Raw genomic sequence first — 20,102 nt, 5'->3', positions numbered from 1 at the left:
TTACTTCTTCACTCCCCGCTGCCGCACTGCCTCGAACAAGCAAATCCCGCTCGCCACCGACACGTTCAGGCTTTCCACCGCCCCGGCCATCGGAATATTCATGATCTCGTCGCACGTTTCGCGCGTGAGGCGGCGCATGCCCTCGCCTTCCGCGCCGACGACGATCGCCACCGGGCCATCCAGCTTCGTCTCATAGAGGCTCGCCGTCGCTTCGCCCGCCGTGCCGATCACCCAGACGCCCGCATCCTTCAGTTCGCGCAGCGCGCGCGCCAGATTCGTCACCGTGATGTACGGCACGCTTTCCGCCGCGCCGCTCGCCACTTTCGCGGCCGTCGCGTTCAGGCCCGCCGAACGGTCGCGCGGCGCGATCACCGCATGCGCGCCCGCCGCATCCGCGACACGCAGGCACGCGCCGAGGTTGTGCGGATCGGTGACGCCGTCGAGCACCAGCAGCAATGGCGTACCCGAAATGCCATCGAGCAGTTCGGCCAGATTCTGCGCAAGCGGCAGGTCGTTCGCGCGCGCGACCACGCCCTGATGCTGAATGTTGCCCGCGAGGCCCCACAGGCGCGATTCATCGGCGGCGATCAGCCGCACGCCCGCTTCCTTCGCGGTCCGCAGGAAGTCCTGCATGCGCCGATCCTTGCGCGTGGGGTCGTACAGCACCTCCTCGATCGACGATGCATCCGCGCGCAAACGCGCCGTCACCGCGTGAAAACCGTATAGAACCTTGAGACGTGACATGACTGATCTGAACCTGAGCTGGAAACCATGAAAAGCACGACGCGGTCCGACGCGAAAACGCATCGGACCGCGCGTAATGTAGTGGGCCAAACGACCGCGAACGGCCCCGCCCGTCAGCGATTATCCGCGCTTCTTGCGAGCCGGCCTCGCCTGCGCCGGCGCTTTCGACGCCGCGCCGCGTTTCTTCGCCGCGCCGCCGCCGCGCACCGTCGCCGTCGCGCCCTTCTTCGAGCCGCCGCGCTGACGCGTGCCCGGCGTGTCGTCATCGCTCAATTGACGGATGCGCGGACCCGACGAGCCGTTGCCGCCCGCCGCACCAGCCTCCGCCGACGACGCCGCTCTCGGCGACGGCTTCACCGGCGTATCGCGCACGAGGCGGAAGTCGATCTTGCGCGCATCGAGATCGACGCGGCCGACCTGCACGCGCACGCGATCCGTCATCCGATAGCGGATGCCGGTGCGCTCGCCGCGCAACTCGTTCTTGATCTCGTCGTACTGGAAGTAGTCGGAGCCGAGTTCCGTCACATGCACGAGCCCTTCGATGAACAGCGAATCGAGCTGCACGAAGATGCCGAACGACGTCACGCCGTTCACCATGCCGCCGTATTCCTCGCCCAGCTTGTCGCGCATGAAGTAGCACTTGAGCCAGGCTTCGACATCGCGCGAGGCTTCGTCGGCGCGGCGCTCGTTCGACGAGCAATGCAGCCCCAGCTCCTCCCACACCGCGACGTTGTTGCTCGAGCGGCCGCGCGCGCTGTCGTCGGCCAGTTGCATCTCGCGCGCCGCCTTCGTGAGGCCGGTGCTCAGCGAAACGTCGTGTCCGATGTTTGGCACGTACTTCTTGCCCTGCAGGATCGCGTAGATCGCGCGATGCGTGAGCAAGTCGGGATAGCGGCGAATGGGGCTCGTGAAGTGCGCATAGGCCTCGTAAGCAAGCCCGAAGTGGCCGATGTTGTCCGGACTGTAGACCGCCTGCTGCATCGAGCGCAGGACCATCGACTGAAGCATCTGCGCATCGGGCCGGTCGCGGATTTGCGCGATCAGCGCGGCGTAATCGCTCGCATGCGGCTTGTCGCCGCCGGTGAGCGTGAGGCCGACGCCGCGCAGAAACTGGCGCAGATTCTCGAGCTTTTCCTCGGTCGGCCCCGCATGCACGCGATACAGCCCCGGATGCTTGTTGCGCTTCAGAAAATCCGCCGCGCAGACGTTCGCGGCCAGCATGCATTCCTCGATCAGCCGATGCGCGTCGTTGCGATGACGCGGCACGATCTGCTCGATCTTGCCTTGCGAATTGACGACGATATAGGTCTCGGTCGTATCGAAATCGATCGCGCCGCGCTTTTGCCGCGCAGCATGCAGCGCCTTGAAGACGCCGTGCAGATTCTGCAGGTCCGGCACGCGCTCGGCGCGTCGCGCGGCTTCGGGGCCCTTCGTGTTCGCGAGGATCGCCGCGACTTCCGTGTACGTGAGCCGCGCCGCCGAATGCATCACGCCGGGATAGAACTGATACGCCTTGATCTCGCCGCGCGCCGTGATGACCATATCGCACACGAGCACGCAGCGGTCGACATCCGGATTCAGCGAACAAAGGCCGTTCGAGAGCTTCTCCGGCAGCATCGGGATCACGCGGCGCGGGAAGTACACCGATGTGCTGCGATCCAGCGCGTCGACATCGAGCGGCTCGCCCGGCTGCACATAGTGCGAGACGTCCGCGATCGCCACCAGCAGACGGAACCCCGTGCCGCGGCCGACGGTCATCGGCTCGCAATACACGGCGTCGTCGAAATCGCGGGCGTCTTCGCCATCGATCGTGACGAGCGGCACATCGCGCAAGTCGACGCGATGCTTGATATCCACCGGACGCACTTCGTCGGGCAGCTTCGCGGCTGCGCTGAGCGCGGCTTCGCTGAACTGATGCGGCACACCGTACTTGCGCACGGCGATTTCGATTTCCATGCCGGGATCGTCGATATCGCCGATCACTTCGGCCACGCGTCCGAGCGGCTGCGAATGCCGGCTCGGGAAGTCCGTCAGGTCGACGGACACCACCTGGCCGACCTTCGCTTTCCTCGGATTCTGCGTGATGAGGATGTCGTGGCCGATGCGCTTGTCTTCCGGCACGAGAATCAGCGCGCCGTTCTCGTTGATGAGCCGGCCGATGATGCGCTTGTTCGCGCGCTCCGTGACCTCGACGATATGACCTTCGGGCCGTCCGCGCCGGTCATAGCCGACGATGCGCGCGAGCACGCGATCGTTGTGCATGACCTTCTGCATCTCGCCGTTGGGCAGGAACAGGTCGTCCTGGCCGTCGTCGCGGATCAGGAAGCCGAAACCATCGCGATGGCCCTGCACGCGGCCCGCGACGAAATTCGATGGATGAGTGAGCTGGTAATGGCCGCGCTTGTCGAGGCGGATTTGCCCGTCGCGTTCCATGGCCGCCAGTCGCTTGAAGAAGCCTTCGCGCTCCTGGCGCTTGATCGACAGCGCCTCTGCGATGTCGTTCGCGGCATGCGGAGTCTCGCTCGTGCGCAGCACACCGAGGATCTCTTCGCGGCTGGGAATCGGATACGGATATTTGCTCAAGGGCTTGATAATGTTCTTCTCGTTGAACGGGAGTTTCGCCGTGTTTTGCCGCGAGTCGAGCGGCAATCGTCGAAACGATTCTAACACCGCACCATACATGGTCTTGCCGTGATCTTCCCCTGCCGCCAATGCGCTGGCAGGCGCCCCGGTGGCAGACCACGTGCAAACGTCGGTCCAGAAGAATGATCGAAAGAAACGCTTGACAAGCCTCTTGCACACGCTACAATGGCGTTCTTTGCTGCTGAACACAAGACGGCAGCAACACGCACCCTTGCCCAGGTGGCGGAATTGGTAGACGCACTAGGTTCAGGTCCTAGCGGTGGCAACACCGTGGAGGTTCGAGTCCTCTCTTGGGCACCAGATGTCGGAAAACGCCACCTTCGGGTGGCGTTTTCTTTTTATGCGGAGACCGCGTTTTTGGCTCCTGCCGGTCGTGAAGTTTGCAGTTGACACGGCCCGGCTTCCCGCTAAAATAGCGGGCTCGCTGTACCCCTTGGCCCAGGTGGCGGAATTGGTAGACGCACTAGGTTCAGGTCCTAGCGGTGGCAACACCGTGGAGGTTCGAGTCCTCTCCTGGGCACCAAGGTCCCTCTCGCGAAACACGCGAACGCGCAACAGCGCCGCAAGCAGCCCCACGCTTTGAACGTGGGGCTTTGTTTTTGCGATGCGTCTTTCCCGCCGCGCCTTTTTATTTCCAATCAGATTCAACGCCCTTTCACGTTCGTTCGAAGTTCTTATTCGATAAAAGGCAATTGAATTAATCCCGAATCCGGTTATTCATATTCGCTCCGGATTAACACTCGCTTCCACTTCCGATTTCAGCGCACCGTTAATCGCCGGCGTACACTCGTTCTGCCCGCGCGGCTCGCCATACTTTTGTCGCGCGCGTCGATACGGCGCGGCGCATGATGCCTGCCGCGTGTCAACGCTGATTGATTAGATCGGAACGGAACGGGAGGCGCGAGCGATGAGTTGGACGCGAGAACAAAGAAACGTAACGATTGCGGCTTATCTTGGCTGGACGCTGGATGCATTCGATTTCTTCCTGATGGTCTTCGTGTTGAAAGACATTGCCGCCGAGTTCAACACGAAGATTCCAGAAGTCGCTTTTGCCATCACGCTGACGCTCGCGATGCGGCCCATCGGCGCGCTGATTTTCGGCCGGCTTGCGGATAGATTCGGCCGCCGTCCGACACTGATGATCAACATCGCGATTTATTCGCTGCTGGAACTGCTTTCGGGGCTGTCGCCCAATCTGACGACGCTTCTGGTTCTTCGGGCGCTTTTCGGCATCGCAATGGGCGGGGAATGGGGCGTCGGCTCCGCACTGACGATGGAAACCGTGCCGCCGAAAGCGCGAGGCTTCGTTTCCGGGCTGCTGCAGGCGGGTTATCCGAGCGGTTATCTGCTCGCGTCGATCGTGTTCGGTGTGCTGTATCAGTATGTCGGCTGGCGAGGAATGTTCTTTGTCGGCGTCGCGCCCGCGCTGCTCGTGCTTTATGTGCGCGCGCATGTGCCGGAATCGCCCGCCTGGCGCGCAATGGAAAAGCGCGAGCGGCCCGGTCTGATCGCGATGCTCAGGCAAAACTGGACGCTTTCGCTTTATGCAATCGTTCTGATGACCGCATTCAATTTCTTTTCGCACGGCACACAGGATTTGTATCCGACGTTCTTGCGCGAACAGCATCGTTTCGACCCGCACACGGTTTCCATCATCACCATCGTGCTGAATATCGGTGCGATCGTCGGCGGGCTGTTTTTCGGGGCGATGTCGGAGCGAATCGGGCGGCGCGTGGCAATTTTCATCGCGGCGTTGATCGCATTGCCGGTGCTTTATCTGTGGGCGTTTTCCGCCGGACCGGTGGCGCTCGCAATCGGCGCGTTTCTCATGCAGATTTCCGTGCAAGGCGCGTGGGGCGTGATTCCCGTTCACCTCAACGAAATATCGCCGGACGAGATACGCGCGACGTTTCCGGGGCTCGTCTATCAACTCGGCAATCTGCTCGCCGCCATTAACGCGACGATGCAGGCGAGTATTGCGACAGCGCACGGAAACAATTATGGCCTGGCGATGGCGATCGTCGCGGGGACGGTCGCTGTCGTCATTGCCGCGTTGATTTTCTTTAGCCGCGAGCGAAGGGGAATCGATATGACGCGGTCGGCGCGGGAAATGGGAGCGGCCCGCTAGTACGCGGGATGCGGAGTGCCGCGCTCGCGATTTCTCGCAAGCCAGGAGTCGCGGTCGACGCCCTCCCCGAAACTTCGGTATCCTCGATTCATGGCATAACCGCAGCGACGGTTTCTGCGAGCATCGCGCCCGACTGACCGCCGCCCAAATGAATCGATGAAAGACCGCTATCTCGACTTCGTCAATTCGCCCTTCGGCATGAGCCTCGCCCGCGCGCTCGGGCTGCCGAAGCCGGAGGTGCTGCGGCGTCATCGCCCGGGCGTTGCCGAGTTCGGCGGCATGGCGGCCATCGGAGCCGGGCCGTCGCCTCAACTGCTGGATCAGATCATCGGGGTGCTCAGGGCGATCGGCATGACGGGCATCGCCCATGACACCGCGCCGGGCTGGCTCACGCTTGCGCGCGCCCACGGCGCGATGACCGGCCGATTCGAGCCGCACGCCGCCGATACCGCCGATACCGCCGATGCCGCCGCTCACCGCGTCGATGCGCTCCTCTTCGACGCAACCGGCATCACCGGAAGCAGCGAACTCCGGTCGATGTACGCGTTCTTTCACGACGCACTGCGCTCGCTCGCGAGAAGCGGACGCATCGTCGTGCTCGGGCGATCACCATCGTCCTGTGCGGACCCGCGCGCCGCCACCGCCCAGCGCGCGCTGGAAGGCATGACGCGCTCGCTCGGCAAGGAAGCGCGCAACGGCGTCACGTCCAATTTGCTGTACGTGACCGGCAACGCCGATATCGAAGGCGCGCTGCGCTTCTTTCTCTCGCCGCGCTCGGCCTATGTATCGGCCCAGGTCGTGCACATCGACGGACCCGCCGCCCCCGCCCCCGTCCCCGTCCCCGGGAACTGGACGCAGCCGCTTGCCGGCAAGCGCGCCGTCGTGACGGGTGCGGCGCGCGGCATCGGCGCGTCGATCGCGACGGTGCTGGCGACGCAAGGCGCCATCGTCACCGGAATCGACATCGACGCCGCCCGCGACGCGCTCGACCAGACCATGCTCGCCATCGAGGACATGTCGCCGTCGGACGGCGCGCATGCCGCGCTGATCGCGGATATCGCCGCCGCCGATGCGCCCGCCGAAATCGCAGCGGCGCTTCTCGCATCGGGCGGCGTGGATATCGTCGTGCATAACGCGGGCATCACGCGCGACAAGACCATCGCGCGGATGACAGGCGACATGTGGGACAGCGTGCTCGACATCAATCTGATCGCCCAGGAACGCATCGACGATGCACTGCTCGGGCAAGGCGTGCTGCGCGCGGGAGGCCGCATCGTGGCGGTGTCGTCGATCAGCGGCATCGCGGGCAATCGCGGACAGACGAACTACGCGACATCGAAGGCCGGCGTGATCGGGCGTGTGCAAAGCATGGCGCCGCTCTTGCGCGAGCGCGGCATCACGATCAACGCGGTCGCGCCGGGCTTCATCGAAACGCAGATGACCGCGCGCATGCCGTTCACGACGCGCGAGGCCGGACGACGCCTCAACTCGATGGGACAAGGCGGCCTGCCCGTCGATGTCGCCGAAACCGTCGCGTGGCTCGCGAGTCCGGGGTGCGCGAACATCACCGGCAACGTCGTGCGCGTGTGCGGCCAAAGCCTCGTCGGAGCCTAGCGATGCAGACGCCCCTGCCGGCATCGCCGATGCAGCGCGCGCGCACCGTCGTCATCGACACGCTGCCGCCGCCCGCCAGGCTGTATGGGCGCGCCCTGCCCGGCCTATTCCGGCGCGGTCGTGCTCCGGAGCTGCCCGCGCTGCGGCTCGTGCGGCCGGACGTGCGGCTCGACGCCGAACACATCGGGCGCTATGCGCGCGTGTGCGGCTTCATTCCCGAACATGGCCTGCCGCTCACGTTTCCGCATGTGCTCGCGTTTCCGCTGCATCTGATGATGCTCACCGATCCGTCGTTTCCGTGGCCCGCGCTCGGCATGGTGCATCTCTCGAACAGCGTCCGGCTGCGCAGGCCGCTCGCCGCCGGGCAGCGCGTGCGGATCGAAGTGGAATGCGGGCCGGTCGTGCCGCACGAGAAAGGCCATGCTTTCACGCTGCACACGCGGATTTATCGACGCGGCGAAGCGGTCTGGGATGGCGACAGCGTCTATCTGAGACGTGACGGCAAGAGCCATGGCGTCGCGCCGCTGCCTCGCGCCGCCGAACCGCCCGCCGTATTGCTCGCTCGCGAGGCGCGCTGGCAGTTGCCCGCGCAGCTCGGACGCGATTACGCGAAGGCATCGGGCGACTTCAATCCGATCCACCTGCACGCGCTCAGCGCAAAGGCGTTCGGTTTTCCGCGCGCCATCGCCCACGGCATGTGGACGCTCGCCCGCACGCTCGCGGCGCTGTCTCCGTCGAAGACGCTCGCAGCGGGTCACGCGCACGGCGACTTCAAGCTGCCGCTCTACCTTCCCGGCGATGCGAGCCTGTGGACCGCCGCGCCCTCGCCCGACGCGCGCGATTTCGAAGTGCGCGATCTCGCGGGCGAGCGTCCGCATCTGCGAGGTCGCTTCGAATGGGAGCTGCCATGAGCGAAGTGCGGCGCGTCGCGATCATCGGCAGCAATCGCATTCCGTTCGCGCGATCGAACACCGCTTATGCCACGGCGTCGAATCTGGACATGCTGAGCTTCACGCTGCAAGGGCTCGTCGACCGCTACGAACTGCACGGCGTGCGCCTCGGCGAAGTGGCGGCGGGCGCGGTCATCAAGCATTCGCGCGACTTCAATCTCACGCGTGAAGCCGCGCTCGCGACGACGCTTGCGAGGGAAACGCCCGCCTGCGATGTGCAGCAGGCGTGCGGCACCGGGCTCGAAGCGGTGATTCTCGTCGCCAACAAGATCGCGCTCGGGCAGATCGATGCCGGCATCGCGGGGGGTGTCGATTCGGCGTCGGACGCGCCCATCGGCGTGAACGAGCGGATGCGCAAGATTCTGCTCGAGGCGAATCGCAGCCGTTCGACGCGTCAGCGTGCCGGTGCGTTGGCCAAGCTGCGGCCCGGCATGTTCTTTCGGCCCGCGCTGCCGCACAACGCCGAGCCGCGCACCGGGCTTTCGATGGGCGAGCATTGCGAGCTCATGGCCAAACGCTGGAAGATTTCGCGCGAGGGGCAGGACGCGCTTGCGCAAGAGAGCCATCTCAAGCTCGCGGCGGCCTATTCGCGCGGCTTCTTCAACGATCTGATGACGCCGTTTCATGGGCTCACGCGGGACAACAATGTCCGTCCCGATGTTTCGCTCGACCAGCTCGCGCAGCTGAAGCCCGTATTCGATCGCGATGCCGGGACGCTCACCGCCGGCAATTCGACTCCGCTTACCGACGGGGCTTCTGTCGTTCTGCTTGCTTCCGAGGAATGGGCGGCGCGGCGAGGACTGCCGGTGCTCGCTTTTCTCACGTTCTCCGCTACTGCTGCGGTTGATTACTTCGACAAGCGCGAAGGCTTGTTGATGGCGCCTGTCTACGCGGTGCCTTCGATGCTCGCGCGCGCCGGCCTCTCGCTTCAGGACTTTGATTTTTACGAGATCCACGAGGCGTTTGCCGCGCAGGTGCTTTGTACGCTTGCTGCCTGGCAGGACGAGGAGTACTGCAGGGATGCGCTCGGGCTTTCCGCGCCGCTTGGCGGTGTAGATCCTGCACGGATGAATGTTTGTGGCGGATCGCTGGCGGTCGGGCATCCGTTTGCTGCTACCGGCGGACGGATCGTGGGGACGCTTGCCAAGCTGCTCGCCCATGCGCCTGAGCATAGCGATGGTCAGCCCTTGCGAGGGCTCATCTCAATCTGTGCCGCCGGCGGGCAAGGGGTTGTTGCGGTTCTGGAGCGGTAACGGTCATCCTGCGGAGAGCTTGTATTCGTGCCGGTTGTTGGCGCGCCCGTCCCGCGAGCGGGGGTGAGAAAGCAGCCTTTTTCGAACCGCAAAAGGCACGAACTGGCGTAATTGCTCCGTAGCACATCGGTCACCTTCCACGCCCGCTGACAACTTGCGTCCTCCCAGCCCGTTAGCTGGTTGACACCAACGGTCGCACCGTACCTCGCGAAGCATCCGCGGAAGAAGTTCACCAACTCCATCGTTAACGATGCATTTGGCATCGCTCTCGCTTGATGCCAGCCCACGCCGTGCCGACATCGAGGATTCGCCATGCCGCCAACGCCCCGCCGTTTTTGCCGCTGGCTTCGTCGCGTTGTTGCGTTCGCTTGCCTCTGCATTGGCCTGCACGCCCACGCGCAAGTAACCAGTCCCGACAGCGTCGGCGCGCTAACCACCGGCCAGCAAGTGCGCTGGCTCGCCCACGCCGCCGCCAATGGCACGCTCGCCGCGCTCGACGATCATCAACTCGTCGCCCTCTTCCGCTCGCTCGATCCGCATACGCTCCCCCTCTACCTGCAACAAGGACTCGCGCGATACGCATCGTGCGAATTCACCATGCTGCGGCGCGAACGCATCAACGGGCGATGGCCCCGGCGCGCCGATCACATGCTCGTGCGCGTCACGCACGACCCGCTACGCATCTACGCCAAGTGGCTCCCCGACGGCGCGCACGCCGGTCAGGAAGTGATCTACGACGCATCCAGACGGCCGGGCGAACTTTACGGTCATCTGGGCGGCATGCTCGGCGTCCTGCCGATGTGGGCGTCTATCAACGGACCACTCGCCCGCGCGCAATCGAATCACTCGATCCGCGAACTCGGTATCGACGCCATCACGCAACGATTCATCGACGAAGGCCGCAAGTTCCCCGCAGCCGGCATCACGCAGCCGGCGGACATCGAAGTGAAAACGGTCCACGGCGTACGCGTGGTCGCCCTTACCTACGCCGCGCCCGATGCACAGCCGGGCTTCTACGCGAAACGCGAAGTGCTCGGCCTCGACCTGAACCAGCCGCTCTTTCGCACCGTCGAGTCATTCGACGACGACGGCAATCTCTTTGAAAGCGTCTTGTTCGAACACATCGTCCCCAGGTCGTTCGACGATCTGACCTTCGATCCCGCCAATCCCGACTATCGCTTCTGAAGCGCCTACTGAGTTGCTGACACACGCTGTAACGCCTGCTTCACGCTCGCGGCGCAGGATTTAAGTCTCGCCTAAGAATGCGTCGATACGCTTGCCCGACCTCATCATCGACATCAACGCGGCCGCACGGACAAGCGGCGCGCATCGTCATGCAAACACAAGGAGTTCGCTCATGAACCTCCGCGCCAACCTCGCTCCCAGGCGAGTCATCAAGCGGCTGCTCAGCCACCACGAGATCGCGACGCTGCTCCTGCTGCTGCACGCACCGATCGACGCCATGGCAGCGACGCCCGACGTCGCGTCGCTGCAGGAATACGGCTATGTCGAGATCGTGTCGCCGGACGCGAGCGGCCCGAAAGTGCGCCTCACCGAAGACGGCAACGCCGTGCTGCGCGGTCTCGGCGTCAAATAAGCGGCCCGCTTTTCATCGCGAACTCTGTAATAATCGGTCGATACTTTCACCACCGGCCGAAGGAGCGATTCGCGATGTCCGCTATTGAACCCATCGTTCAACGTGTGCTGCTGACCAATGACGACGGCATCGACGCGCCCGGCCTCGCCGTGCTCGAAGCCGTCGCCGCCGAGCTCGCGCACGAAGTCTGGGTGATCGCACCCGAGCACGATCAAAGCGGCACGTCGCATTCCATCAGCCTGCATTCGCCGCTGCGCATCTCGCGCCGGGGCGAGCGGCGCTTCGGCGTACAAGGCACACCCGGCGACTGCGTCGTGATGGCCGCGCGCCATCTGATGAAAGACGCGCCGCCGACGCTCGTGCTCTCGGGCATCAATCGCGGCGCGAATCTGGGCGTGGAGACGATGTTCTCCGGCACCGTCGGTGCAGCAATGACGGGCCTGCTGCTCGGCCTGCCGTCCATTGCGCTCAGTCAGACGTTCAGCGATCGCGAGAACGTGCGCTGGGACACCGCGCGTGAACTCGCGCCTGGCGTGATCCGCCGGCTGCTCGCCATCTCGCACGACGCGCCCACTTGTCTCAACGTCAACTTCCCCGATTGCGATGCCTCCGCCGCCGGTCCGCTGACCGTCACGCGGCAAGGTGTCGGGCTCGTGGAAGGCATCGACGTGGCGCCGGAAGTCGATCCGCGCGGCATCGATTATTTCTGGCTGCGCTTTCAGCGCGGACCGCGCGAGAATGCCCCCGACAGCGAAACGGCGGTCGTGGCGTCGAAGCGCGTCTCGGTGACGCCGCTGCATTTCGACCGCACCGCCCTGCAGACTTTCGAAACGCTTCAGGCCGGCTTGAAGGGCAACGTCTGAGCGGCTGAAAGCCCTCGGCATCGACGCGCCATCACAAGAACAAGGAGACGACATGACGCATTACATTGGCCGCCTCGGCGCGCGCGTGGTGACAAGCGCCCTCTTCGCGCTGACGGCATCGGCCGCGTTCGCGCAAGCGGCGACGCCGGTCGGCACGTGGCAAACCATCGATGACGCGTCGGGCAAGCCCCGGGCCATCATTCAGATCGTCGACGACGGCAACGGACAACTGGAAGGCAAGGTCGTGCGGGGTATCGGCGAGTTCGATCATCCGGAGCGCCGCTGCACGGCCTGCACGGACGAGCGCAAGGACCAGCTCATCAAGGGCATGACCATCATCACCGGCATGAAGCGCGACGGCGACGCGTGGACCGGCGGACACATCCTCGATCCGGAAAACGGCAAGCTCTACAAGTGCAGGATGACGCTCGAGAGCGGCGGACAGAAGCTGGTGGTGCGCGGCTATATCGGCGTTTCGCTGCTCGGACGCTCGCAGACGTGGCTGCGGCAGCAATGATGCGCGCGACGCGCTTATAAACGACAATGCCGGCGAAGACTTCGCGTCTTGCCGGCTTTTGTCTTTCGGGCTACGCGCAAGCGCGTGCCGTCTTTCGAACCGTGTTCAGGCTGCCTGACGCACAGGCGCCTCGACATGCTGCACGCGCGGGACGGCAATCTGCTGCACGACGCCGATGGTCTCCGCCGTCGCAACAGGCATCTCCGCCGGCACGCGCATGCGCGAGGTCATGAGCGCATAGAGCGATTCGCCCGCCGGGCCGAACAGTTGCGTCATCACGCGCAGCAGCACGCCCGACTCGTGCCATGCCTTGAAGCGGCGATGGCACGTCTGATAGGACGGATACTTGCGCGGCAGCGTGGACCACGACGCGCCGCTGTACATGACCCACAGCACGCCGTTCAGCACGGCGCGCGTGTTGGCGAGCGGCCGGCCGCGCAATTCCGAACGCGGGCGCAGTTCGGGGAGCAGAGGAGCAACCATCTGCCATTCTTCGTCGGACATGTCGCGGTAGGGCTTCACGGTGTTCTCTCCAATTAGCTGACCAATAACTGGCTAGAACGATACCGAGTGCCTTCCGGCTGGCAAATCAGAGGCATCCGAATCTTGAAAACCCGGCGCGAGCCTTGTGCCGTTTGCCTAACGGCCTAATTTTGATTTCTCGTATTAGCCTAAGTAAGCGATACGTTCACTGTGCGGCGCGGCGCCTCGAGGTATTCCTGCGACTGCATCTCGACGATGCGCGACACCGTGCGCGCGAACTCGTTGGCCATCGGGCCTTCCACATAGAGCTGCTCGGCCGGCACGGCCGCCGACATCAGCAGCTTTACCTTGTGGTCGTAAAACACGTCGATGAGCCACGTGAAGCGGCGCGCTTCGGACGCCATGCGCGGGGACATCTGCGGCACGTCCGAGAGGATGACCGCATGAAAACGGCTCGCCAGTTCCAGGTAGTCGTTCTGCGAGCGCGGCCCGCCGCACAGCGTCGCGAAGTCGAACCAGACGACGCCATCGGCTTTACGCAACGCCTTGATCTCGCGCTTCTCGATATGCAGGATCGGGCTTTCGTCCGGCACGGCCGCGAGCTTCGCGTAGTCCGCGCGCAGCGCCTTGTCCGCCGCCGCGCCGAGCGGCCAGTGATACGCCTTCACCTGCGAGAGCGTGCGCTTGCGATAGTCGGTGCCGGCATCCACGTTCAGCACGTCCAGATTGTTCTTGATGAGTTCGATCGCCGGCAGCAGGCGGTCGCGATGCAGCCCTTCGGGATACAGCGTGTCCGGCTCGTAGTTGGACGTCATCACGAACTGCACGCCATTCGTGAAGAGGCGATCGAGCAGGCGATAAAGAATCATCGCGTCGGCGATATCCGAAACGTGAAACTCGTCGAAGCAGATCAGCCGATACCGCTTCGAAATGCGCCGCGCGAGTTCGTCGAGCGGGTCGGACTGGCCTTTCAGTTCTTCCAGCTCGCGATGCACTTCCCGCATGAATTCGTGAAAATGCAGGCGCGTCTTGCGCTGCACCGGCACGACCGCATAGAAGCTGTCCATCAGAAAGCTCTTGCCGCGCCCCACGCCGCCCCACATGTAGACGCCGCGCGGCAGATCGGGATGCACGAGGAACTTCTTCAGCGCGTTCGAGCGGCGCGCCTTGTACGCCACCCATTCCTCGTAGCAGCGCTGCAGCCGCGCGACCGCCGCGAGCTGCGCCGCATCCGATTGATAACCCCGCGTCCGCAGTTCGTTTTCGTAGTATTCGGTGACGTTCATCTTCTGCCGTTTGAAAATGACGAAGGCGAGCGGTTGATCCGCTCGCCTTCGTTGCGATGCCTCGATGCCCGAAGCCGAGCGTTACATGTTCAGCGCGCGCTTGTCCACCGCCAGCGCCGCTTCACGCATCACTTCGGACAACGACGGATGCGGATGGCAGATCCGGCCGATGTCTTCCGACGCCGCCTTGAACTCCATCGCCACGACCGCTTCCGCGATCAGGTCCGACGCGTCCGCAGCAATCACGTGCACGCCGAGAATCTCGTCGGTCTTCGCGTCGGCGATCATCTTGACGAAGCCTTCCGCACGGCCGATGCCCAATGCGCGGCCGTTGGCCATCATCGGGAACTGGCCGGTCTTGATCTCGCGGCCTTCGGCCTTGAGCTGCTGTTCCGTCTTGCCGACCCACGCGATTTCCGGTTCCGTGTAAATGACCCACGGCACGCAGTTGTAGTCGATATGCGGCTTCTGCCCGTCGATGATTTCCGCCACCGCCACGCCTTCGTCTTCCGCCTTGTGCGCGAGCATCGGGCCGCGCACGACGTCGCCGATCGCGTACACGCCCGGCACGCTCGTCGCGCAATGGTCGTCCACGTCGATGAAACCGCGCTCGTTCGCCTTCAGGCCGATGGCTTCGAGACCCAGATTGTCCGTGTTCGGCACGCGGCCGATCGACACGATCAGACGATCCGCTTCCAGCGTCTGAGCATTGCCGGCGTTGTCCGTGTAGGCGATCGACACGCCTTCGCCCGTCGTCTTGACTTCGCCGATCTTCACGCCGAGGTGAATGTCGAGGCCCTGCTTCTTGAACTGCTTCGCGGCTTCCTTCGCAAGCGATTCGTCCGCTGCGCCGAGAAATTGCGGCAGCGCTTCGAGCACCGTCACGTCCGCGCCGAGACGACGCCACACCGAGCCGAGCTCCAGGCCGATCACGCCTGCGCCGATGACGGCGAGCTTCTTCGGCACGGAGTCGAACGACAGCGCGCCTTCGTTGTCGGCGATCAGCTTGTTGTCGACCGGAATGTTCGGCAGATGACGCGCCTTCGAACCCGTCGCGATGATCACGTTCTTCGCCGTGACGACTTCCGTCTCGCCTTCGCCGGACACTTCGATCTGCACGCCGGCGTCCGTCTTGCCGGTGAACTTGCCGTGACCCTTGAGCCACGTGATCTTGTTCTTGCGGAACAGGAACTCGATGCCCTTCGTCATCTTCTCGACGATGCCGTCCTTGCGCGCGAGCATCTTCGATACGTCGAGCTTCACGTCCGACACGCTGATGCCGTGATCGGCCAGGTGCTTCGACGCATTCTCGAATTCTTCGGACGACGCGAGCAGCGCCTTCGACGGAATGCAGCCGACGTTGAGGCACGTGCCGCCGAGCTTGAGCGCGCCGGCCGGGTTCTTCCACTTCTCGATACACGCAACCGTCTTGCCGAGCTGCGCTGCGCGAATCGCCGCGATATAGCCGCCAGGGCCCGCGCCGATCACGACGACATCAAATTCTTTGGACATGACTTTCCTTGAGGTGACTCCGCTTCTGCGGAGACGCGTGACGCGGCGCGCGCGAGCCTATCGCGCGCGCCGGGGCAACGATGCTTCTTACAGATCGAGCAGCAGGCGCGCCGGATCTTCCAGCGCGTCCTTCATCGCGACCAGCGACAGCACGGCTTCGCGGCCGTCGATGATGCGGTGGTCGTAGGACAGCGCGAGGTAGTTCATCGGACGGATGACGATCTGGCCGTTCTCGACGACCGGACGTTCCTTCGTCGCGTGCACGCCGAGAATCGCGGACTGCGGCGGGTTGATGATCGGCGTCGACAGCATCGAGCCGAATACGCCGCCGTTCGAGATGGAGAACGTGCCGCCCGTCATTTCATCGATGGACAGCTTGCCGTCCTTGGCCTTCTGGCCGAATTCGGCAATCTTCTTTTCGATGTCGGCGAGGCTCATCTGATCCGCATTGCGCAGGATCGGCACCACGAGACCGCGCGGCGAACCGACCGCGATACCGATATCGAAGTAACCGTGATACACGATGTCGTTGCCGTCGATCGACGCATTCACGAGCGGGAACTTCTTCAGCGCGTGCACGGCGGCCTTCACGAAGAACGACATGAAGCCGAGCTTGACGCCGTGTTCCTTCTCGAAGCGGTCCTTGTACTTGTTGCGCAGGTCCATGACCGGCGCCATGTTGACTTCGTTGAACGTCGTCAGGATGGCGTTGGTCTGCTGCGATTCGAGCAGGCGCTCGGCGATACGCGCACGCAGACGCGACATCGGCACGCGCTGCTCCGGGCGATCCTTCAGCCATTGATCGGCCGATGCCGGCGCGTTCACTTGCGGCAGCGACGGCTTCGCAGCCTTCGCCGGTGCAGCGGCCGGAGCAGCAGCCTTCGCAGGCGCGGACGCCGATGCCGAAGCGGCGAGCGCATCGCCCTTGGTGATGCGGCCGTCGCGGCCCGTGCCGGACACCTGGTCGGCGGACACGCCCTTCTCTGCGAGGATCTTCGTCGCGGCCGGCGACGTTGCGCCACCCGTGACCGAGCCGCCCGTGGCGGTGGCGGTCGCCTGCGCGTTCGCCGACGACGATGCAACCGCCGGTTCCGCTTGCGGCGCGGGCTTCACTTCGGCGTCGCCGGCAGCGGCGACGGCGGCGGGCGCGGCGCCCGCCGTTGCTTCGGTATCGATCTTCGCGATGATTTCGTCGGCGGTGACGATATCGCCGTCATGCTTGATGACTTGCGCGAGCACGCCGGCGGACGGCGCGGGCACTTCGAGGACGACCTTGTCGGTTTCGATTTCGATCAGGATTTCGTCCTGGGCGACAGCCTCGCCCGGCTTCTTCTTCCATTGCAGCATGGTCGCTTCCGAGACCGACTCGGAAAGCTGGGGAACCTTGACTTCTACGATAGCCATTTCTGTATTGTCCTAATGCGTGTCTGTGTGTACGAGCATCGGGACCGGCGCACGCTTCGCGCGCCGGTCCCGGTCAGGCAGATTACTTCGCGATGGTCTGCGCACCCTTCAGGCGGCCGAACGCGCCTTCGATCAGCGCCTTCTGCTGCTCGTAGTGCTTCGCGTAGTAGCCGACTGCCGGCGAGGCCGAAGCGGGGCGGCCGCTGTAGGCGAGCTTCATCCCTTCCTTCATGCCTTCACGCAGATGGTGCTCGATGTAGAACCATGCGCCCTGATTCTGCGGCTCGTCCTGCACCCAGACCACTTCGGTCGCGTTCTCGAACTTCTTGAGTTCCGCGTCGAACTGCTTGTGCGCGAACGGATACAACTGCTCGATACGCACGATGGCGACGTCGTTCGCCTTCGCTTCGCGGCGATGCGCGACGATGTCGTAATACACGCGGCCCGAGCAGCAGATCACGCGCTTGATCTTCTTCGCCTCGATGGTTTCGTCCACTTCGCCGATGACCGGCTGGAACGAGCCCTTCGCCAGTTCCGACAGATCGGACACGGCTTCCTTGTGACGCAGCAGCGACTTCGGCGTGGCGATGATCAGCGGCTTGCGGAACAGGCGGATCATCTGACGGCGCAGCAGGTGGAAAATCTGCGCGGGCGTCGTCGGCTGGACCACTTGCATGTTGTGATCCGCGCACAGTTGCAGGAAGCGCTCGATGCGCGCCGACGAGTGCTCCGGACCCTGGCCTTCGTAACCGTGCGGCAGCATCATCGTGAGACCCGAGACGCGGCCCCACTTCACTTCGCCCGACGAGATGAACTGGTCGATCACGACCTGCGCACCGTTCACGAAGTCGCCGAACTGCGCTTCCCACGCGACGAACGTGTTCGGCTCGGCGGTCGAATAGCCGTACTCGAAGCCGAGCACCGCTTCTTCCGACAGCACGGAGTCGATGACCGTGAACTTGGCCTGACCGTCCGCGATGTTCTGCAGCGGAATGTAGGTGCCGTCGTTCCAGCGCTCGCGGTTCTGATCGTGCAGAACGGCGTGGCGATGCGTGAACGTGCCGCGGCCCGAATCCTGGCCGGTCAGGCGCACCGCATAGCCCGATGCGACCAGCGACGCGAACGCGAGATGCTCGCCCATGCCCCAGTCGAGCTTCGCTTCACCACGGCCCATTGCGCGGCGATCGTTGATCACGCGCTCCACGAGCGGATGCAGCTTGAAGTTCTCGGGAATCGTCGTGACACGCTCGGCAAGGCGCTTCAGTTCGGCGAGCGGGACGGCCGTATCGGCGGCGTCGGTCCACTTGCGGTTCAGGAACGGCACCCAGTCGACCGCGTACTTGCTCTTGTAGTTCGAGAGCACGGGATCGATGGTGTGATGGCCTTCGTCCATCGCCTGACGGTACGCCTTCACGAAGTTGTCGGCGTCTTCGGCGGTGATCACGCCTTGCTGCACGAGCTTTTCAGCGTAGACGGCGCGCGTGCCCGGATGCTTCGCGATGGTCTTGTACATCAGCGGCTGCGTGACGGCCGGCGTGTCCTGCTCGTTGTGGCCGAGCTTGCGGAAGCAGATGATGTCCACCACCACGTCCTTGTGGAACTTCATCCGGAAGTCGATCGCGAGCTGCGTGGCGAGCACGACGGCTTCGGGATCGTCGCCGTTCACGTGCAGCACCGGCGCCTCGATCATCTTGACGACGTCCGAGCAGTACAGCGTCGAGCGCGAATCGCGCGGGTCCGACGTGGTGAAGCCGATCTGGTTGTTGATGACGATATGCAGCGTGCCGTGCGTGCCGTAGCCGCGCGTCTGCGCGAGGTTCAGCGTTTCCATCACGACGCCCTGGCCCGCGAAAGCCGCGTCGCCGTGAATCTGCACCGGCAGCACTTGCAGGCCTTCTTCGTCGCCACGACGATCCATGCGCGCCTTCGCCGACCCTTCGACCACCGGGTTCACGATTTCGAGGTGCGACGGATTGAACGCGAGCGACAGGTGAACCGGGCCGCCTTCGGTCGAGACGTCCGACGAGAAGCCCTTGTGGTACTTCACGTCGCCGGCCGGGAGGTCATCGACGTGCTTGCCTTCGAATTCGGCGAAGAGGTCCGCCGGCATCTTGCCGAGCGTGTTGACCAGCACGTTCAGGCGGCCGCGGTGCGCCATGCCGATGACGATTTCCTGGACGCCGTTCTTGCCCGCGTGACGGACGACTTCGTCCATCGACGCGATGAAGCTCTCGCCGCCTTCCAGCGAGAAGCGCTTCTGGCCGACGTACTTGGTGTGCAGGAAACGCTCGAGGCCTTCGGCGGCCGTCAGGCGATTCAGGATGTGCTTTTTCTTCTCGTTCGAGAAGTTCGGCGTCGAGCGGATGGACTCGAGGCGTTCCTTCCACCAGCGCTTCTGCTCGGGATCGCTGATGTACATGTACTCGGCGCCGATCGTGCCGCAGTACGTGTCGCGCAATGCCTTGACGATCTCGCGCAGCGTCGCGCGCTCGAAACCGAAGTACAGGTTCGTGGCGCTGAACGTCTGGTCCATGTCGGCTTCGGTGAAGTCGTAGAACGCAGGCTCGAGTTCGGGGATATGCGGACGCTCGCGGCGCTTGAGCGGATCGAGATTGGCCCATTGCGAGCCGAGGAAGCGATATGCGCCGATCAGGGACTGAACGTAGACTTGCTTGCGCGCGGTGGCGAGATCTTCCGTTCCACCTTCGCGCGGGAGGAAGCCATTGGACTTCGCGCGCTGGGCGAAAGATTCGACGATGGGGCCGTGGGCCACGTCGTTGTGGTTCGTGCCGTCCGATGCGGGTACGTTCTGCAACGCATCGAAATAGGCTCGCCAGGTCTCGGGCACTGACGCGGGATTATCGAGATATGCCTCGTACAACTCTTCGACGTACGGAGCATTACCGCCGAACAAATAAGAGTTCGACTGGAATTGCTTCATCATTTTACGCTCACCTTTCTTCGAGTTTCTCGAGGAAGTGCGGGTTACGAAACCTTCCGCGACACGGCCTGACCGTTTAGCGGATTGCGCGAATCAAGTCTGCTTGGAAGGACCTAAAAAGCGACAGCTAATCCGGGTAGCATAGCACAGAACCATTCGTCATATGA

At 63.8% G+C, this 20,102-nt stretch carries 15 protein-coding genes and 2 tRNA genes; 10 read left to right on the top strand and 7 right to left on the bottom strand.

Annotated elements, in window-relative coordinates:
• Positions 1–744, bottom strand: coding sequence for a 23S rRNA (guanosine(2251)-2'-O)-methyltransferase RlmB (gene rlmB / locus P9220_RS09885; RefSeq protein WP_309764680.1), 744 nt, complete (start codon positions 742–744; stop codon positions 1–3).
• A 120-nt stretch (positions 745–864) separates the two neighbouring features.
• A complete protein-coding gene (gene rnr, locus P9220_RS09880) occupies positions 865–3,327 on the bottom strand; it encodes a ribonuclease R (protein WP_309764679.1) in 2,463 nt (820 codons plus the stop codon).
• 273 nt (positions 3,328–3,600) lie between these two features.
• Between rnr and P9220_RS09875 the strand changes: the two genes are divergently transcribed.
• From P9220_RS09875 to P9220_RS09830, 10 genes are all read left to right on the top strand, one after another.
• Positions 3,601–3,687, top strand: a tRNA-Leu gene (locus P9220_RS09875).
• Positions 3,688–3,823: 136 nt separating this feature from the next.
• Positions 3,824–3,910: transfer RNA gene (locus P9220_RS09870), tRNA-Leu, on the top strand.
• A 384-nt stretch (positions 3,911–4,294) separates the two neighbouring features.
• The gene (locus P9220_RS09865; RefSeq protein WP_309764678.1) at positions 4,295–5,515 is read left to right on the top strand and encodes an MFS transporter; all 1,221 of its coding nucleotides are present in this window, start codon (positions 4,295–4,297) and stop codon (positions 5,513–5,515) included.
• 156 nt (positions 5,516–5,671) lie between these two features.
• Positions 5,672–7,129: a 3-oxoacyl-ACP reductase gene (locus tag P9220_RS09860; RefSeq protein ID WP_309764677.1), complete on the top strand. Its 1,458-nt coding sequence runs from the start codon at positions 5,672–5,674 to the stop codon at positions 7,127–7,129.
• 2 nt (positions 7,130–7,131) lie between these two features.
• A complete protein-coding gene (locus P9220_RS09855; protein WP_309764676.1) occupies positions 7,132–8,040 on the top strand; it encodes a MaoC/PaaZ C-terminal domain-containing protein in 909 nt (302 codons plus the stop codon).
• On the top strand, positions 8,037–9,332 hold the full coding sequence (locus tag P9220_RS09850; protein ID WP_309764675.1) for an acetyl-CoA C-acetyltransferase: 1,296 nt from the start codon (positions 8,037–8,039) through the stop codon (positions 9,330–9,332). The genes P9220_RS09855 and P9220_RS09850 overlap by 4 nt, the downstream gene beginning before the upstream one ends.
• A gap of 312 nt (positions 9,333–9,644) precedes the next feature.
• Positions 9,645–10,517: a DUF1571 domain-containing protein gene (locus P9220_RS09845; protein ID WP_309764674.1), complete on the top strand. Its 873-nt coding sequence runs from the start codon at positions 9,645–9,647 to the stop codon at positions 10,515–10,517.
• A 172-nt stretch (positions 10,518–10,689) separates the two neighbouring features.
• Positions 10,690–10,929, top strand: a complete 240-nt coding sequence (locus P9220_RS09840) for a hypothetical protein (protein ID WP_309765444.1) — start codon at positions 10,690–10,692, stop codon at positions 10,927–10,929.
• 74 nt (positions 10,930–11,003) lie between these two features.
• Positions 11,004–11,792, top strand: a complete 789-nt coding sequence (gene surE, locus P9220_RS09835; RefSeq protein ID WP_309764673.1) for a 5'/3'-nucleotidase SurE — start codon at positions 11,004–11,006, stop codon at positions 11,790–11,792.
• Between the two features lie 52 nt (positions 11,793–11,844).
• Positions 11,845–12,309, top strand: a complete 465-nt coding sequence (locus tag P9220_RS09830) for a DUF2147 domain-containing protein (protein WP_309764672.1) — start codon at positions 11,845–11,847, stop codon at positions 12,307–12,309.
• A 105-nt stretch (positions 12,310–12,414) separates the two neighbouring features.
• Here the strand turns inward: P9220_RS09830 and P9220_RS09825 are convergent, their stop codons facing one another.
• From P9220_RS09825 to P9220_RS09805, 5 genes are all read right to left on the bottom strand, one after another.
• On the bottom strand, positions 12,415–12,831 hold the full coding sequence (locus P9220_RS09825; protein ID WP_309764671.1) for a transposase: 417 nt from the start codon (positions 12,829–12,831) through the stop codon (positions 12,415–12,417).
• Between the two features lie 149 nt (positions 12,832–12,980).
• Positions 12,981–14,078, bottom strand: coding sequence for a cell division protein ZapE (zapE, locus tag P9220_RS09820; protein WP_309764670.1), 1,098 nt, complete (start codon positions 14,076–14,078; stop codon positions 12,981–12,983).
• Positions 14,079–14,159: 81 nt separating this feature from the next.
• Complete coding sequence (lpdA, locus tag P9220_RS09815; RefSeq protein WP_309764669.1) at positions 14,160–15,590, bottom strand: dihydrolipoyl dehydrogenase; 1,431 nt, start codon at positions 15,588–15,590, stop codon at positions 14,160–14,162.
• An 87-nt stretch (positions 15,591–15,677) separates the two neighbouring features.
• Entirely contained in the window at positions 15,678–16,994 is a 1,317-nt protein-coding gene (gene odhB / locus P9220_RS09810; RefSeq protein ID WP_309764668.1) for a 2-oxoglutarate dehydrogenase complex dihydrolipoyllysine-residue succinyltransferase, read from the bottom strand.
• Between the two features lie 82 nt (positions 16,995–17,076).
• Positions 17,077–19,938, bottom strand: coding sequence for a 2-oxoglutarate dehydrogenase E1 component (locus P9220_RS09805; RefSeq protein ID WP_309764667.1), 2,862 nt, complete (start codon positions 19,936–19,938; stop codon positions 17,077–17,079).
• Between the last annotated feature and the right edge of the window lie 164 nt (positions 19,939–20,102).

The sequence above is a fragment of the Caballeronia sp. LZ016 genome, from assembly GCF_031450805.1.
GTDB lineage: Bacteria > Pseudomonadota > Gammaproteobacteria > Burkholderiales > Burkholderiaceae > Caballeronia.
This window is presented reverse-complemented; position numbering and strand designations above follow the sequence as displayed.

Bases quoted from the DNA above. Each gene is read 5' to 3' on its own strand.
- rlmB (WP_309764680.1), bottom strand. From the start codon at position 744: ATGTCACGTCTCAAGGTTCTATACGGTTTTCACGCGGTGACGGCGCGT.
- surE (WP_309764673.1), top strand. From the start codon at position 11,004: ATGTCCGCTATTGAACCCATCGTTCAACGTGTGCTGCTGACCAATGAC.
- P9220_RS09840 (WP_309765444.1), top strand. From the start codon at position 10,690: ATGAACCTCCGCGCCAACCTCGCTCCCAGGCGAGTCATCAAGCGGCTG.
- lpdA (WP_309764669.1), bottom strand. From the start codon at position 15,590: ATGTCCAAAGAATTTGATGTCGTCGTGATCGGCGCGGGCCCTGGCGGC.
- P9220_RS09830 (WP_309764672.1), top strand. From the start codon at position 11,845: ATGACGCATTACATTGGCCGCCTCGGCGCGCGCGTGGTGACAAGCGCC.
- zapE (WP_309764670.1), bottom strand. From the start codon at position 14,078: ATGAACGTCACCGAATACTACGAAAACGAACTGCGGACGCGGGGTTAT.
- P9220_RS09845 (WP_309764674.1), top strand. From the start codon at position 9,645: ATGCCGCCAACGCCCCGCCGTTTTTGCCGCTGGCTTCGTCGCGTTGTT.
- P9220_RS09855 (WP_309764676.1), top strand. From the start codon at position 7,132: ATGCAGACGCCCCTGCCGGCATCGCCGATGCAGCGCGCGCGCACCGTC.
- P9220_RS09860 (WP_309764677.1), top strand. From the start codon at position 5,672: ATGAAAGACCGCTATCTCGACTTCGTCAATTCGCCCTTCGGCATGAGC.
- P9220_RS09850 (WP_309764675.1), top strand. From the start codon at position 8,037: ATGAGCGAAGTGCGGCGCGTCGCGATCATCGGCAGCAATCGCATTCCG.
- P9220_RS09805 (WP_309764667.1), bottom strand. From the start codon at position 19,938: ATGATGAAGCAATTCCAGTCGAACTCTTATTTGTTCGGCGGTAATGCT.
- odhB (WP_309764668.1), bottom strand. From the start codon at position 16,994: ATGGCTATCGTAGAAGTCAAGGTTCCCCAGCTTTCCGAGTCGGTCTCG.
- P9220_RS09865 (WP_309764678.1), top strand. From the start codon at position 4,295: ATGAGTTGGACGCGAGAACAAAGAAACGTAACGATTGCGGCTTATCTT.